This window comes from Streptosporangium sp. NPDC049376, assembly GCF_044466505.1.
GTDB lineage: Bacteria > Actinomycetota > Actinomycetes > Streptosporangiales > Streptosporangiaceae > Streptosporangium.
In genome coordinates this window covers 148329-162881 of record NZ_JBITMT010000016.1, presented here as the reverse complement: position 1 = coordinate 162881, position 14553 = coordinate 148329, and the positions used below count along the sequence as shown (strand labels likewise).

The following is a 14553-nucleotide window of genomic DNA, read 5'->3' as shown; positions in this document are numbered from 1 at the left end:
CCACACCACCCGGTGCGACCACTTCAGGGGCACAAACTTCCGTGTTCCCATTCTATCATTTCCGGCCGGTCCGTGTCAACCCGCTGCCTTCGCAGGCACTCGACACCAACCCGCCAGACCCGCTAGGATCTCGCTCACCCCGTCTCCGGAGCAACCCTCCAAACTTACCGTGACATTCAGACCGTGTCAAAGTCCCTGTTTTCCAGAGGCCAGTGCAGAGCCCGAACACCGAAGTTCGTTGAGAGGGGTTCACCCCTGGGGCCCGTCCGCGCTTTGAGGCGTCCGGCTCGCTCCCGGGGCATTGAGAACTTTAGGCGGGCCCTCAAGGCCCGTCAAATCAGGCCCATCCTGAGAAACCGCAGGTCACCGTAGATCCGTACGGGAACCCGTGACCTTCGCTACCCAAACGTTACCGTTCTAAACGGCCAAGGCCCCGGTTTCGTCACCGGGGCCTTGGCCGTACAGCGGAGGAAGAGGTCAGGCGCCGAGCAGTTCGACGCCTCCGATGGAGCGCTTGCCACGCCGCAGCACCAGGAACCGCCCATGCAGCAGGTCCTCGGCCGAGGGCACGTACGCCTCATCGGTGATCTTCACGTTGTTGAGGTAGGCGCCGCCCTCCTTGACCGCCCTGCGCGCGGCGGACTTCGACTCCACCAGCCCGCTCTGGGCCAGCAGGTCGACATAGGAGGCTCCCAGCTCGGAGATCTCGGCGCGCGGCACCTCCGCCAGTGCCTCCCCCAGCGTCCGCGCGGGCAGTTCCTCCAGCGAACCCTGTCCGAACAGGGCGGCCGAGGCCGCGATCACGGCGGCGCACTCGTCCGCGCCGTGCACCAGCGTGGTGAACTCGGTGGCGAGCGCGCGCTGGGCCTCCCGGGCCGCGGGCCGTTCCACCGCCGCCTTCTCCAGCTCCTCGATCTCCTCGCGGGACTTGAAGCTGTAGATCTTAAGGAACTTCACGACGTCGCGGTCGTCGGCGTTCAGCCAGAACTGGTAGAAGGCGTACGGCGAGGTCATCTCCGGGTTGAGCCACACCGCGCCGCCGGCCGTCTTGCCGAACTTGGTCCCGTCGGCCTTCGTGATCAGCGGCACGGTCAGCGCGTGCACGTGGCCGCCGGTCACCCTGCGGATCAGGTCGGTTCCCGCGGTGATGTTGCCCCACTGGTCGCTGCCGCCGATCTGCAGCGTGCAGCCGTGGCGCCTGTTCAGCTCCAGGTAGTCGTTGGCCTGCAGGATCTGGTAGCTGAACTCGGTGTAGCTGAGCCCGTCGCCGCCCAGACGCGCCGAGACCGACTCGCGGGCCAGCATGCGGTTGATCGGGAAGTGTTTGCCGACGTCGCGCAGGAAGTCGATCGCGGACATGCCCTCGGTCCAGTCGAGGTTGCTGACCAGGGTGCCGCCGCCCTCCTCGGAGAAGTCGAGGAACTTCTCCAGCTGGACCCGGATCCGCGCGACCCACTCGGCGACGATCTCAGAGGAGTTGAGCGAGCGTTCGGTGCTGCGGCCGCTCGGATCTCCGATGAGACCCGTCGCGCCGCCGACCAGACCGATGATCCGGTGGCCGGCCCGCTGCAGGCGGGTGAGGGTCAGCAGCGGGACCAGGTTGCCGACGTGCAGGGAGGGCGCGGTCGGGTCGAAGCCGCAATAGACCGTGATCGGACCCTCGGCCATCGCAGCCCGCAGGGCGTCGATGTCGGTGGACTGCGCGATCAGGCCGCGCCAGGCGAGGTCATCCAGAATCTCGGTCACGATCTTTGCTTTCCAATGCTCGAACGGTCAGTACGGCTTCGCCTACAGCCTGCCCGATCTCCGCACCACTTCGCCACTTGATAGACGCACGTTCCCGGTCAGACCAGGGTGAATCCCTACCTACGCCGCGGAACGTGCGGCCGGTACGGGGAAACCGTGCGGTCGCCGTCGATCCAGAAACGCCAGGGGGTCTCCCGTCCCGTCGAGACACCGGTACGCGGTCCCGAACGGATCAGGCCGGGGCCGGCGGGCTTCCCCTCAAGGACCGTGATCGGTCCCGGCGGGCAGGCGTCGAGCCCGTTGTGCTCCCGGGTGAACCCGAGCGCGACCGCCAGGCGCGCGGGCCCGCGGGCGAGGTCGCGCCCGGAGACCGTACGGCTCGCACCCGCCGATCTTCGAGCCGCCGCGGTCTCGATCCCGGCGACCACCTCACCGGCACGCATCAGCACACCCGAGCCGACTCCCTCAGGCAGGCAGACCAGGTTGGCGCAGAAGTGCATGCCGTAGGTGAAGTAGACGTACAGATGCCCCGGAGGCCCGAACATCACCGCGTTGCGCGTCGTCCTGCCGCGGAAGGTGTGGGAGGCGGGGTCCTGACCCGGCACGCCGTACGCCTCGACCTCGGTGAGACGGACCGCGACCGGGCCGTATGTGATCACACGGCCCAGAAGGTCGGGGGCGACCTCGGGTCCCGGCCTGTCGAAGAAGTCGCGGGTCAGCGGGATGTCCCCGGCGAGCGGACGCTCGCCGGGTGTCAGTTGCCGCTCGCCCACGCCGCCTGGCCGTCGACGGTCTCCCGCAGGTCGAGGAGCTGGTCGCGCACCCTGTCGGGGGCCGTGCCGCCGTGGGCCTTGCGGGCCGCGAGCGCGCCCGGCACCGAGAGCACCTCCCGGGAGTCGGGGGTGAAGTGCTCGGAGACCTTGAGCAGTTCCTCGTCGGTGAGCTGGTCGAAGTCCTTGTCGTTGACCTGGCACCAGACGACCAGGTGGCCGACCGCCTCGTGCGCCTCCCTGAAGGGGACGCCCCTGCGCACCAGCAGCTCGGCCAGGTCCGTGGCCAGGGCGAACCCGTCGGGGGCCGAGGACTCCAGCTTGGCGGTGTTGACCCGCATGGTGGAGACCAGGCCGGCCATCGCGGGCAGGACCAGCAGCAGGGTGTCGACGGAGTCGAAGACCGGCTCCTTGTCCTCCTGCAGGTCACGGTTGTAGGTCAGCGGCAGACCCTTGAGCGTCGTCAGCAGCGACATGAGGTTGCCGACGAGACGGCCGCTCTTGCCCCTGGCGAGCTCGGCGACGTCGGGGTTCTTCTTCTGCGGCATGATCGACGAGCCGGTGGAGTAGGCGTCGTCCATCTCGATCCAGCGGAACTCCTGCGAGGCCCACAGGACGATCTCCTCGCCGAGCCGTGACAGGTGCACGCCGATCATCGCCGCGTCGAACAGGAACTCCGCCGCGAAGTCCCGGTCGGCCACGGCGTCCATCGAGTTGGGCGCGGCCGAGTCGAAGCCCAGCTCCCTGGCCACCGCCTGCGGGTCGAGCGGCAGGGAGGAGCCCGCCAGCGCGCCCGAGCCGAGCGGGGAGACGGCCGCCCGCCTGTCCCAGTCGCGCAGCCGTTCGATGTCGCGGGTGAAGGCGTGGACGTGGGCCAGGAGCTGGTGGCCGAAGGAGACCGGCTGCGCGTGCTGCAGGTGGGTCATGCCGGGAGCGGCCGTCTCGGCGTGCTGCTCGGCCTGGCTCATCAGCGCGGTCTCCAGCTCGACCAGCCGGGACACGATGTGCCTGACGTGGTCGCGGAGGTAGAGGCGAAGATCGGTGGCGATCTGGTCGTTGCGGCTGCGGCCCGCGCGGAGCTTTCCGCCGAGTGTGCCGAGGCGCTCCAGCAGACCGCGTTCGAGCGCGGTGTGGACGTCCTCATCCGCCACGGTCGGCCGGAACTCTCCGGCCTGGCAGGCCCGCTCAAGGTCGTCCAGGGCGCCGATCATGCGTCCCAGCTCGTCCTCGGTGAGCAGGCCCGCCCTCTGCAGCACCCGGGCGTGCGCGCGCGAGGCCAGCAGGTCGTACGGTACGAGCCGCCAGTCGAAGTGCACGCTCACCGAGAGCCGGGTCAGCGCGTCGGCCGGCCCTCCCTCGAACCGGCCGCCCCACAGCCGCATCGGCTTACCACCATCAGTCACCGTTGTTCTCCTCCCCATTCAATCCGCGACCTTAGCCCAATCAGGCCAGCCGAGCGTCCCGCGCCGCCGCGATCTTGGAAGGAAGGCTCCACAGCTCGACGAAGCCCTTGGCCAGGGACTGGTCGAAGGTGTCGCCGGTGTCGTAGGTGGCGAGGTTGAAGTCGTACAGCGAGGCCTCGGAGCGCCTGCCGGTGACGGTGGCCCGGCCGCCGTGCAGGACCATCCGGATCTCGCCGGTGACGTGCTCCTGGGCCTCGGCGATGAAGACGTCCAGGGCCTTCTTCAGCGGGGAGAACCACAGACCGTCGTAGACGAGCTCGCCCCAGCGCTGGTCGACGGACCTCTTGAACCTGGCCAGGTCGCGCTCGACGGTGACGTTCTCCAGCTCCATGTGCGCGGTGATCAGCGCGATGGCGCCCGGCGCCTCGTAGACCTCACGGGACTTGATGCCGACGAGCCGGTCCTCGACCATGTCGAGCCTGCCGACGCCCTGGGCGCCCGCGCGCTGGTTCAGCTCGGAGATGATCTGGAACGGGGTCAGGTGACGCCCGTCGAGCGCGACCGGGACGCCCTTGACGAAGCTGATGATGACCTCGTCGGCCTCACGCGGCTGGGCCGGGTCGGAGGTGTAGGAGTAGACGTCCTCGATGGGGCCGTTCCAGATGTCCTCCAGGAAGCCGGTCTCCACGGCCCTGCCCCAGATGTTCTGGTCGATCGAGTAGGGGTTCTTCTTGCTGGTCTCGATCGGGAGGTTCTTCTCCTCGGCGTAGGCGATCGCCTTGTCCCTGGTCCACGCGTAGTCACGGGCGGGGGCGATGACCTTGAGCTCGGGGAAGAGCGCGGCCAGGCCGGCCTCGAAGCGGACCTGGTCGTTGCCCTTGCCGGTGCAGCCGTGGGCGACGTGGGTGCCGCCGAACTGCTTGGCCGCGGTGGCCAGGTGCTTGACGATCAGCGGCCGGGACAGCGCGGAGACCAGCGGGTAGCGGTCCATGTAGAGCGCGTTGGCCTGCAGGGCGGGCACGCAGAAGTCGGCGGCGAACTCCTCTCGGGCGTCGACGACGACGGACTCGGCGGCGCCGCAGTCGATGGCCCGCTTGCGGATGATCTCCATGTCCTCACCGCCCTGGCCGACGTCGATGGCCACGGCGATCACCTCGGCTCCGGTCTTCTCCGCGAGGAACGGGATGGCAACGGAGGTGTCGAGGCCGCCTGAGAAGGCGAGTACGACCCGGTCAGTCATGATCAGTCTCTCCAAAGTCTTGTGCAGGTGTTTCTGGTTGAGCTGGGATGGCCCGCCGAAGCGGGCTACATACGTCGGTCGGCGTGCCTCAGCAGGGCCTCGGCGACCGCTTCCCCACCCATCGGGTCGCGGCTGATGACGAGGATCGTGTCGTCTCCGGCCACCGTGCCGAGGATGGACTTCCAGCCTGCGTGGTCGATGGCGGAGGCGAGGAACTGCGCGGCACCCGGCGGGGTGCGCACGATCACCAGGTTGGCGGACGCGTCCGCCGAGACGAGGAGTTCCTCGGCGATCCGGCTCAGCCGGGCGGCCGGAGTCTCACCGCCGCCGAGCCTGGCCGGCGGGATTCTTCCGCCGCCCTCGCCCGGCAGGGCGTAGACCAGGGAGCCGTCCTCGGCCCGCAGCTTGAGCGCGCCGAGTTCGTCCAGGTCGCGGGAGAGAGTGGCCTGGGTGACCTCCACCCCGCTCTCCAGCAGAAGCTTAGCCAGGTCAGGCTGGGAGCGGACCGGCTGCCGCGCCAGGAGCTCGGCGATTCTCGCCTGGCGGGCCACCTTGGTCATGGGAATCGTCACGGTGTCCGCCCTCCCTTCCCGGACTGCGAGACCAGCCAGTGCAGCAGGGCCTTCTGGGCGTGCAGGCGGTTCTCCGCCTGGTCCCACACCAGGCTCTGCGGGCCGTCGAGGACGTCGGCGGAGATCTCAAGCCCCCGGTAGGCGGGCAGGCAGTGCAGAACGATCGCGCCTCTGGCGGCCCGGTCCATCAGCTCGGCGTTGACCTGGAAGGGCGTCAGGTCGGCGATCCGCTGCTCCTTGCCGTCCTGGCCCATCGAGACCCAGGTGTCGGTCGTGACGACGTCGGCGTCCGCCACGGCCGTCCCGGCGTCCGGCAGCACGGCGACCGAGCCGCCGGTGCCCACGGCGATCTCGCCCGCCTTGCGCAGGACCGCCGGGTCGGGCCGGTACCCGGCCGGGGCGGCGATCCGCACGTGCATGCCCGCCAGCGCCCCGCCGAGCAGGTAGGAGTGGGCCATGTTGTTGGCGCCGTCCCCGAGGTAGGTCAGGGTGAGCCCGGCCGTGGAGCCGAAGTGTTCCCTGACGGTCTGCAGGTCGGCGAGGATCTGGCAGGGGTGGAACTCGTCGGTCAGCGCGTTGACCACCGGCACGGAGGAGGCCGCGGCCATGGCCTCGACCCGCTCCTGTCCCGAGGTGCGCCACACGATGGCGCTCGTCTGGCGTTCCAGGACCCGGGCGGTGTCCTCGATGGACTCGCCCCGGCCCATCTGCGAGGACCCGGCGTCGAGGATGAGGGGCAGGCCGCCCAGTTCCCCGACGCCCACGGCGAAGGAGATCCTGGTGCGGGTCGACGGCTTGTCGAAGAGCACCGCGACCGTCTGCGGGCCCTCGAAGGGGCGGTAGCCGTACCGGTCCTTCTTCATGGCCGTGGCCAGGTCGAGCACCTCCGCCTGCTCGGCGGGCGAGAGGTCGTCGTCACGCAGGAAGTGCCTGGTCCCTGAAACGGTGGTGCCTTGCTCAGTCACTGGATGCCTCGTCGAGAAGTACCGGAAGCGCGGTCACGAAGGTGGTGACCTGTTCCGCGGTGATCACGAGCGGGGGTGCGAGCCGTACGGCGTCCGGCTGGACGGCGTTGACCAGGAAGCCGGCGCGCTGGGCGGCCTCCTGGAATCGGCCCGCGCGCTCGGCGGTCAGGACGACGGCCAGCCACAGGCCCCGGCCTCTGACCCCCTTGAGCAGGGGGTGCTCGACCGCGGCGATTCCCTCGGACAGCAGTGTCCCGACGGTCTTGACGTGTTCGAGCAGGTCCTGGCTCTCGATGGTCTCCAGTACGGCCAGCGCCGCGGCGGCCGAGACGGGGTTGCCGCCGAAGGTCGAGCCGTGATCTCCCTTGGCGAAGAGCGTTCCTGCGGCGCCGAGGCCGACGCAGGCGCCGATCGGCATGCCTCCGCCGAGGCCCTTGGCCAGGGTCAGCACGTCGGGCAGGACGCCTTCGTGCTGGTGGGCGAACCAGCGTCCGGTACGGCCGATGGCCGACTGGATCTCGTCGGCGACCAGCAGCGCGCCGGTCGTGTCGCAGATCTCCCTGACGGCCCTGAGGTAGCCGTCGGGCGGCGGGACGACTCCGGCCTCGCCCTGGGTGGGTTCGAGGAAGACCGCGGCGCACTCGTCGGTGACGGCGTTCTTCAGCGCGTCGGCGTCGCCGTAGGGGACGAAGCGGACATCAGCCGGGAAGGGCCCGAACTGGTCGCGGATGGCGCGCTTGCCGGTCAGCGAGAGAGCGCCCAGGCTACGGCCGTGGAAGCCGTTCTCCGTGGCCACGACGTAGGGGCGGCCGTTGGCCTTGCCGTACTTGATGGCGAGTTTGAGGGCGGCCTCGTTCGCCTCGGTGCCCGAGTTGGTGAGGAACACCCGGGCGGGGGCGCCGAGCAGGCCGATCAGCCGTTCGGCGAGCAGCACCTCGGGCTCGTTCAGGAACAGGTTGCTGGTGTGGGCGAGCGTGGCGACCTGCCGGGTGACGGCCTCGACGAGCGCGGGATGCGCGTGGCCGAGCGAGCTGACCGCGATGCCGCCGATCAGGTCGAGGTACTCGGTGCCGTCGACGTCCCAGACCCGTGAGCCCTCGCCGCGCGCCAGCACCACCGGGGGCACGCCGTAGTTGGGCATGAAGGCGGCCTCGAAACGCCTGCTGAGCGCTTCCGACTGGTTGCTCACGTGTCACTCCCGTTCAGCTCGTTGGTGGTGCTCGCCCGCCGCCCGGCCGTGTCCGGCAGGACCATGGTGCCGACGCCCTCGTCGGTGAAGATCTCCAGCAGCACCGAGTGGGGCACCCTGCCGTCGAGCACGTGCGCCTGGGGCACGCCGCCGCGGACCGCGCTCAGGCAGGCCTCCATCTTGGGCACCATGCCGCTGGACAGGCCGGGCAGGAGCCCGGCGAGTTCGGCGGCCTTCAGGCGCCTGATGACCTCGTTCTCCCCGGCGGCCGCGTCGGGGCGCCAGTCGCGGTAGAGGCCTTCGACGTCGGTGAGGACGATCAGCTTGGAGGCGCCGAGCGCCACGGCCAGGGCGGCCGCCGCGGTGTCGGCGTTGACGTTGTAGACGGTGCCGTCCTCGCTGCGCGCGACCGAGGAGACGACGGGGATGCGCCCGTCGTCGAGCAGCGCCCGCACCGCTCCGGCCTCGACGTCGACGATGTCGCCGACCTGGCCGATGTCGACCTTGACGCCGTCGACGACGGCGTGCTTGCGGACCGCGGTGAACAGGTGGGCGTCCTCGCCGGACATGCCGATCGCGAGCGGGCCGTGCCGGTTGATCAGGCCGACGACGTCACGGTTGACCTGGCCGACCAGGACCATCCTGACGACCTGCATGGCCTCGGGGGTGGTGACCCGCAGGCCCGCGGTGAAGGTCGACTCGATGCCGAGCCGGTCGAGCTGGGCGTTGATCTGGGGGCCGCCGCCGTGCACGATCACCGGCTTGAGACCGGCGTAGCGCAGGAAGACGACGTCGTCGGCGAACTTCTCCCTCAGGTGCTCCTCGGTCATCGCGTTACCGCCGTACTTGATGACGACGGTCGCGCCCTGGAAGCGGGCGAGCCAGGGCAACGCCTCGATGAGCGTGTGCGCCTTGGCCAGGGCCGCCTGGGTCCTTGTGGGGACGCTCATGACGAGTAGGCCGAGTTCTCGTGGACGTAGGCCACGGTGAGGTCGGTGGTGTGGATCGTCGCGGCGTGCGGGCCCGCCGACAGGTCGACGGTGATCGTCACGTCGCGGGGGCGCAGGTCCACCTTGGAGCGGTCGTCCCCCGCGGCTCCGCCACGGCAGATCCACACGCCGTTGATGGCCACGTTGAGCCGGTCGGCCTCGAAGACGGCGTCGGTGGTGCCGACGGCGGACAGCACCCGGCCCCAGTTGGGGTCCTCGCCGTAGATGGCGCACTTGAGCAGGTTGGAGCGGGAGACGGCACGGCCGACGACGACGGCGTCCTCCTCGGAGGCGGCGCCGATGACCTCGATGGCGATCGCCTTGGTCGCGCCCTCGGCGTCGACCAGGAGCTGACGGGCCAGGTCGGCGCAGACGGCGCGGACGACCTGCCCGAACTCGGCGAGGTCGGGGCTGACACCGGAGGCGCCGCTGGCCAGCAGCAGGACGGTGTCGTTGGTCGACATGCAGCCGTCGGAGTCGAGCCGGTCGAAGGTGACCCTGGTCGCCTCGCGCAGCGCGGTCTGGAGCTGCTCGGCGGGCACGTCGGCGTCGGTGGTGATCACGCAGAGCATGGTGGCCAGGCCGGGGGCGAGCATGCCCGCGCCCTTGGCCATGCCGCCGACCATGTAGCCGCCCTCGCCCTTGCGGAAGGAGATCTTGGAGACGGTGTCCGTGGTGCGGATGGCGTCGGCGGCGGCCAGGCCGCCGTCCCTGCTGGCCTGGGAGACCGCGATGCCGATCCCGCCGAGCAGGGCGTCCATCGGCAGCCGTTCGCCGATCAGGCCGGTCGAGCAGACCGCGATCTCGCCCGCGGAGTCCTGGAGCTCCTCGGCGACGCGCTCGGCGGTCGCGTGGGTGTCCTGGAAGCCCGCGCTGCCGGTGCAGGCGTTCGCGCCGCCCGAGTTGAGCACGACGGCCCTGACCCGGCCCCCGGCCAGCACCTGCTGGGACCACACGACCGGTGCGGCCTTGACGCGGTTGCTCGTGAAGACACCGGCCGCGGCACGTGACGGGCCGTCGTTGACGACCAGTGCCAGGTCGCGGGCGTCACCGGACTTGATGCCTGCGGCGATGCCGGCTGCCCTGAATCCGAGGGGGGCGGTCACGCTCATGGGGCGACTCCGTTGAGAGGAAGGCCGAGTTCTTCTGACAGGCCGAGTGCGAGGTTGGCGCTCTGGATCGCGCCCCCCGCGGTGCCCTTGGTGAGGTTGTCGATGGCGACGACGGCGACGACGCGGCCGGCGCGCTCGTCCAGGGTGACCTGGAGGGCGGCGGTGTTGGCGCCGAGGGTCATCGAGGTCGTGGGCCACTGGCCCTCGGGCAGCAGCCGCAGGAACGGCTCGTCCTTCGTCGCGGCCTGGTAGGCCTCGCGGAGCAGGGCGGCGGTGACGCCGGGTTTGGCGGGCGCCGTGCAGGTGGCGAGGATGCCGCGGCTCATGGGAGCGAGCAGCGGGGTGAAGGAGACCTTCACCGGGGCTCCGGCCAGCGGGGAGAGGTTCTGCTCCATCTCGGGGGTGTGCCGGTGGACGCCGCCCACACCGTAGGCGCCGACCGAACCCATGACCTCGCTGCCCAGCAGGTTCGGCTTGAGGGACTTGCCCGCCCCGCTCGTGCCGCTCGCGGCGACCACGACCACGTCGGGCTCGACGAGACCCGCGGCGAAGGCGGGGAACATGGCCAGCGTGACGGCGGTCGGGTAGCAGCCGGGGACGGCGATCCTGCGGGTGGCGCGGAGTTCCTCGCGCCGTCCGGGCAGCTCGGGCAGGCCGTACGGCCAGGAGCCCGCGTGGGCGCCGCCGTAGAAGTGCTCCCAGGCGGCGGGGTCGGTGAGGCGGAAGTCGGCGCCGCAGTCGACGACCAGCGTGTCCTGGCCGAGTTGCTCGGCGACCGCGGCCGACTGGCCGTGCGGCAGCGCGAGGAAGACCAGGTCGTGGCCGCCGAGGGTCTCGGCGGTCGTCTCCAGGAGTGCGCGATCGGCGAGCGGGGCCAGGTGGGGCTGGTGGGCGCCCAGGAGGGTGCCCGCGTTCGACCCGGCGGTCACCGCGCCGATCTCAATCTCCGGGTGTGACAGCAGCAGGCGCAGGATCTCGCCTCCGGCGTAACCGCTGGCACCCGCGATGGCCGCTTTCATCCGCCCCCCAAACACTGCATATTCATGCACGATTGCTCATGAACTTACTAGAAAGATTATGCACGCCGGGGGAACGTCATGCAAGCATCAGACAATCTACTCTTCCATCCACAAAACATCACAAAACATGCATGTGATCATGCGGGGCCCGCCCCTGCCCCGCCCGGTATCGTGATGTCTCCCGCCCCTTCATCTCCGGGGAGTACGAACGCATGGCCGTCCCTCACGACCAGGTCCTGGCTCGGCTCACCGCCCCGGGGCAGCTCTTCGAGATGGAGGAGGTCCCGGGTTCCTGTGGCCCGGTGAGAACGTGGAAACACGCCCCTGTCCACTTCCGGACACTGCTTGAGGCCAGCAGGCGCCACGGCCCCAAGGTCTTCCTCGTCTACGAGGACGAGCGCGTCACCTACGAGGAGCACTACCTGCGCGCCGCGACGCTGGCCAGGCGTCTGGCCGGGGAGTACGGCGTGGCCAAGGGCGACCGGGTGGCCATCGCCATGCGCAACTACCCGGAATGGGTGATCGCCTTCTCCGCGGTGCTGGCCGCCGGGGCGGTCGCCGTACCGCTCAACGCGTGGTGGAGCGCCAAGGAGCTGGAGTTCGGCCTGTCCGACTCGGGGGCGCGGGTGCTGATCGCCGACGGCGAGCGCGCCGCGGCGCTCGCCGGGGCCGGGTGCCCGCTGATCGTGGCGCGCGGCGAGGTGCCCGCGGGCGCCCGTTCCTTCGCCGAGGTGCTGGGCGCCGTCGAGCCGGACGTGACGCCGCCGCCGGTCGACCTCTCCCCGCAGGATCCCGCGACCATCCTGTACACCTCCGGCACGACCGGCCGCCCGAAGGGCGCACTCGGCAGCCATCGCAACCTGGGCCAGTCCCCGCTGACGGTGGCCTACGGCACGACGCGCAGCGCGGTCAGGGCGGGCAGGGACCCCGCGCGCAAGGCGGGGAGGCGCCGCGTCACCCTCCTGACCGTCCCCCTCTTCCACGCCACCGGCTGCTTCGCGGTGATGACCACCACGATGTTCGGCGGCGACGGCCTGGTGCTGATGCGCAGGTGGGACGCGGGACGCGCGCTCGAACTCATCGAACGGGAGCGAGTCACCAACCTCAGCGGCGTGCCGACCAACATCTGGCAGCTGTTGTCCCACCCCGGCCTGGCCGAGGCCGACGTCTCAAGCCTCACCTCCCTCGGGTACGGCGGCGCCCCCGCCCCGCCGAGGCTGCTCGAACGGCTCACCGAACTGCTGCCCAGCCGCTCCCCGACCAACGGGTACGGCATGACCGAGACGACCGCGCTGGCCATCGGCAACGGCGGCCCGGACTATCTCGCCAGACCCGACAGCGTCGGCCTTCCCGTGCCGGTGGTCGACGTGCGCGTCACCGGCCAGGGCGGTGAGGAGCTGCCGGTCGGCGAGGTCGGCGAACTGCGCCTGCGCGGCCCCAACGTGATCCTCGGCTACTGGAACCGGCCGGAGGAGACCGCGGAGGCCTTCGCGGACGGCTGGCTGCGCACCGGAGACCTGGCCAGGGTCGACGAGGAGGGCTTCGTCTACATCGTCGACCGGGCCAAGGACATGGTCATCCGGGGCGGGGAGAACGTCTACTGCGCCGAGGTCGAGGCCGCGCTCTTCGAGCATCCGGCGGTCGAGGACGCCGCAGTGATCGGCATCCCGCACGAGGAGCTCGGCGAGGAGGTCGGCGCGATCGTACGGCTCGCCTCCCCCGTGGGGGACGAGGAGCTGCGGGCCTTCCTCCGCGAGCGGATCGCCCCCTTCAAGGTCCCCGTCCGGTTCTGGATCCGCGAGAGCGAGCTGCCCCGCAACCCCGGCGGCAAGATCCTCAAGACGGTCCTGCGCCGGGAGGTCCTCGGCGCCTGACCTGCCGCCGGGGGCGGAAAACCGTTTGCCCCGATGCGGAGCGATACCAAAAACTGTCTCCTTGTGCCGGAGAAATCTGATCGCTCCCTCGGGGGGCTGCTGCGTAGAGTCGGAATGGACCTTGGGCCGCTCCGCGACTCACGTGACTTCCGGCTGCTGTTCGCCTCCGGGGCCATCACGATGTTCGGCACCTTCCTCACCCTGGTCGCGCTGCCGCTGCAGATGAAGCAGCTCACCGACTCCTATGTGGCGGTCGGCCTGGTCAGCGCGGCCGAGTTCGTGCCGATGGTGCTGTGCGGGCTCTGGGGCGGCACGATCGCGGACGCGCTCGACCGGCGCAAGATCATTCTCTACACCGAGGCCGGGCTCTGCCTCACGACGGTCGCCCTGACGGTCAACGCCCTGCTGCCCAGGCCGCAGATCTGGGTCCTGTACGTGGTCGGGGCGCTCAGCGCGGGACTGGGCAGCCTGCAGCGGCCCAGCCTGGAGGCGCTGCTCCCCCGGGTCGTCCGGCACGACCAGGTCGGCGCCGCCGCCGCGCTGTCCGGCTTCCGCTGGACCCTCGGTGCCATCGTCGGCCCCGCGCTCAGCGGCCTGATCGCCGCCGTGTTCGGCGTCGCGGCGGCCTACGGCGTCGACGTGGCCACCTTCCTGATCTCCATGGCCCTGCTCTGGATGGTCAGGATGCCCGCGCAGTCGAAGGACGCTCCCCCCGCCTCGATCGCAGCGCTCGTCGAGGGGGTCCGCTACGCCGTGCGACGTCCCGACCTGATGGGCACCTATCTGGTGGACATCGCGGCGATGGTCTTCGCCTCGTGCGCCGCGTTGTACCCCTTCCTGGCCGACGAGCTCGGTTCCCCGCAGGCGATCGGCCTGCTCTTCTCCGCCACCGCCGTCGGATCGCTGGTCGCCTCGGCCACCTCCGGCTGGACGGCCCGGATCCACCGGCACGGCCTGGGTGTCATCGTCGCGGCGGCCGTCTGGGGGGTCGCGGTCGCGGCGGCGTCCGTCATGCCGACCGTCTGGGGCGTGTTCGCCTTCCTGGCGCTGGCCGGGGCGGCCGACATGATCAGCGGCATCTTCCGCTCGACCATCTGGAACCAGACCATCCCCGACGAGCTTCGGGGCCGTCTGGCCGGGATCGAACTGCTCTCCTACACCAGTGGCCCGATGCTGGGCAACGCGCGAGCGGGCATGATGGCCCAGCTCGGCGGCACCCGCTTCTCCATGGGCGTCGGCGGGCTGCTGTGCGTCGGCGCGGTCGCGGCGATGGCGGCGCTGCTGCCCGGCTTCGGGCGCTACGACGCCCGTACCGACGAGCACGCCGTACGGGAGCGTGCCCGCCGTACGGCCGTCGCCGAGGCCTAGAGGTCCTGCTCGCGCCAGCCGTCGTGCTCCTCGGCGAGTTCCTCAAGCCGGGTCACGGCCTCGGCGGGCAGCGCGCCGCCGGGGTCCTCGACGACCACGAGCCACTGGGCGTCCTCGGCGTCGTCCTCCCCCGCGAGGGTCTCCCGCACCACCGAGGGCGTCTCCACCTGGGGGAACTCCTCTCCCACCAGGTCCGCGACCTCCTCGGCCTCCGTACGTTCGGCGAACACCAGCAGATGTCTCATTCATCCCCCACAGGCGAAGGCCCCGGCCGCCACGGGTCGTCCGTGGTGGCCGGGGCCGTAC

At 70.6% G+C, this 14553-nt stretch carries 13 protein-coding genes; 2 read left to right on the top strand and 11 right to left on the bottom strand.

Translation table 11 applies throughout. The annotated features are described in order from the left end of the window. Positions 1-477 precede the first annotated feature (477 nt). The 10 genes from tyrS to argC all read right to left on the bottom strand — a co-directional run bounded on the left by tyrS (position 478) and on the right by argC (position 11005). Positions 478-1746, bottom strand: coding sequence for a tyrosine--tRNA ligase (gene tyrS, locus ACIBVQ_RS31355; protein WP_352011719.1), 1269 nt, complete (start codon positions 1744-1746; stop codon positions 478-480). Positions 1747-1862: 116 nt separating this feature from the next. Then, positions 1863-2519: a DNA-3-methyladenine glycosylase gene (locus ACIBVQ_RS31350; RefSeq protein ID WP_399181828.1), complete on the bottom strand. Its 657-nt coding sequence runs from the start codon at positions 2517-2519 to the stop codon at positions 1863-1865. Beyond that, positions 2501-3919 carry an argininosuccinate lyase gene (gene argH, locus ACIBVQ_RS31345; protein ID WP_352011717.1) on the bottom strand — a complete coding sequence of 473 codons (1419 nt, stop codon included), beginning with the start codon at positions 3917-3919 and terminating at the stop codon, positions 2501-2503. The genes ACIBVQ_RS31350 and argH overlap by 19 nt, the downstream gene beginning before the upstream one ends. Positions 3920-3959: 40 nt before the next feature. Continuing rightward, positions 3960-5159 (bottom strand): argininosuccinate synthase, encoded by a 1200-nt coding sequence (locus tag ACIBVQ_RS31340; RefSeq protein WP_352011716.1) that lies wholly within the window; start codon positions 5157-5159, stop codon positions 3960-3962. 65 nt (positions 5160-5224) lie between these two features. Next, on the bottom strand, positions 5225-5719 hold the full coding sequence (locus tag ACIBVQ_RS31335; protein WP_184716701.1) for an arginine repressor: 495 nt from the start codon (positions 5717-5719) through the stop codon (positions 5225-5227). Positions 5720-5727: 8 nt separating this feature from the next. Then, a complete protein-coding gene (gene argF, locus ACIBVQ_RS31330) occupies positions 5728-6696 on the bottom strand; it encodes an ornithine carbamoyltransferase (protein ID WP_352011715.1) in 969 nt (322 codons plus the stop codon). Then, positions 6689-7837, bottom strand: a complete 1149-nt coding sequence (locus tag ACIBVQ_RS31325) for an acetylornithine transaminase (RefSeq protein ID WP_386194768.1) — start codon at positions 7835-7837, stop codon at positions 6689-6691. The genes argF and ACIBVQ_RS31325 overlap by 8 nt, the downstream gene beginning before the upstream one ends. Positions 7838-7881: 44 nt before the next feature. Then, a complete protein-coding gene (argB, locus tag ACIBVQ_RS31320; RefSeq protein WP_399181824.1) occupies positions 7882-8835 on the bottom strand; it encodes an acetylglutamate kinase in 954 nt (317 codons plus the stop codon). Continuing rightward, complete coding sequence (gene argJ, locus ACIBVQ_RS31315; protein WP_399181822.1) at positions 8832-9986, bottom strand: bifunctional glutamate N-acetyltransferase/amino-acid acetyltransferase ArgJ; 1155 nt, start codon at positions 9984-9986, stop codon at positions 8832-8834. The genes argB and argJ overlap by 4 nt, the downstream gene beginning before the upstream one ends. Beyond that, complete coding sequence (gene argC, locus ACIBVQ_RS31310; RefSeq protein ID WP_399181820.1) at positions 9983-11005, bottom strand: N-acetyl-gamma-glutamyl-phosphate reductase; 1023 nt, start codon at positions 11003-11005, stop codon at positions 9983-9985. The genes argJ and argC overlap by 4 nt, the downstream gene beginning before the upstream one ends. Before the next feature lie 212 nt (positions 11006-11217). Here argC and ACIBVQ_RS31305 point away from each other — a divergent pair, with 212 nt between their 5' ends. After that, complete coding sequence (locus ACIBVQ_RS31305) at positions 11218-12879, top strand: class I adenylate-forming enzyme family protein (protein WP_362911409.1); 1662 nt, start codon at positions 11218-11220, stop codon at positions 12877-12879. A 114-nt stretch (positions 12880-12993) separates the two neighbouring features. Next, positions 12994-14247 carry an MFS transporter gene (locus ACIBVQ_RS31300; protein WP_399181817.1) on the top strand — a complete coding sequence of 418 codons (1254 nt, stop codon included), beginning with the start codon at positions 12994-12996 and terminating at the stop codon, positions 14245-14247. On the opposite strand, the gene ACIBVQ_RS31295 is transcribed toward ACIBVQ_RS31300, so the two are convergent. Then, positions 14244-14492, bottom strand: a complete 249-nt coding sequence (locus tag ACIBVQ_RS31295) for a hypothetical protein (protein ID WP_362911411.1) — start codon at positions 14490-14492, stop codon at positions 14244-14246. The genes ACIBVQ_RS31300 and ACIBVQ_RS31295 overlap by 4 nt on opposite strands. Positions 14493-14553: the final 61 nt, after the last annotated feature.

Coding starts and splice junctions, on each gene's coding strand:
- ACIBVQ_RS31340 (WP_352011716.1), bottom strand. CDS start 5,159: ATGACTGACCGGGTCGTACTCGCCTTCTCAGGCGGCCTCGACACCTCC.
- ACIBVQ_RS31335 (WP_184716701.1), bottom strand. CDS start 5,719: ATGACCAAGGTGGCCCGCCAGGCGAGAATCGCCGAGCTCCTGGCGCGG.
- ACIBVQ_RS31325 (WP_386194768.1), bottom strand. CDS start 7,837: ATGCCCAACTACGGCGTGCCCCCGGTGGTGCTGGCGCGCGGCGAGGGC.
- argB (WP_399181824.1), bottom strand. CDS start 8,835: ATGAGCGTCCCCACAAGGACCCAGGCGGCCCTGGCCAAGGCGCACACG.
- argJ (WP_399181822.1), bottom strand. CDS start 9,986: ATGAGCGTGACCGCCCCCCTCGGATTCAGGGCAGCCGGCATCGCCGCA.
- argC (WP_399181820.1), bottom strand. CDS start 11,005: ATGAAAGCGGCCATCGCGGGTGCCAGCGGTTACGCCGGAGGCGAGATC.
- ACIBVQ_RS31305 (WP_362911409.1), top strand. CDS start 11,218: ATGGCCGTCCCTCACGACCAGGTCCTGGCTCGGCTCACCGCCCCGGGG.
- ACIBVQ_RS31300 (WP_399181817.1), top strand. CDS start 12,994: ATGGACCTTGGGCCGCTCCGCGACTCACGTGACTTCCGGCTGCTGTTC.
- ACIBVQ_RS31295 (WP_362911411.1), bottom strand. CDS start 14,492: ATGAGACATCTGCTGGTGTTCGCCGAACGTACGGAGGCCGAGGAGGTC.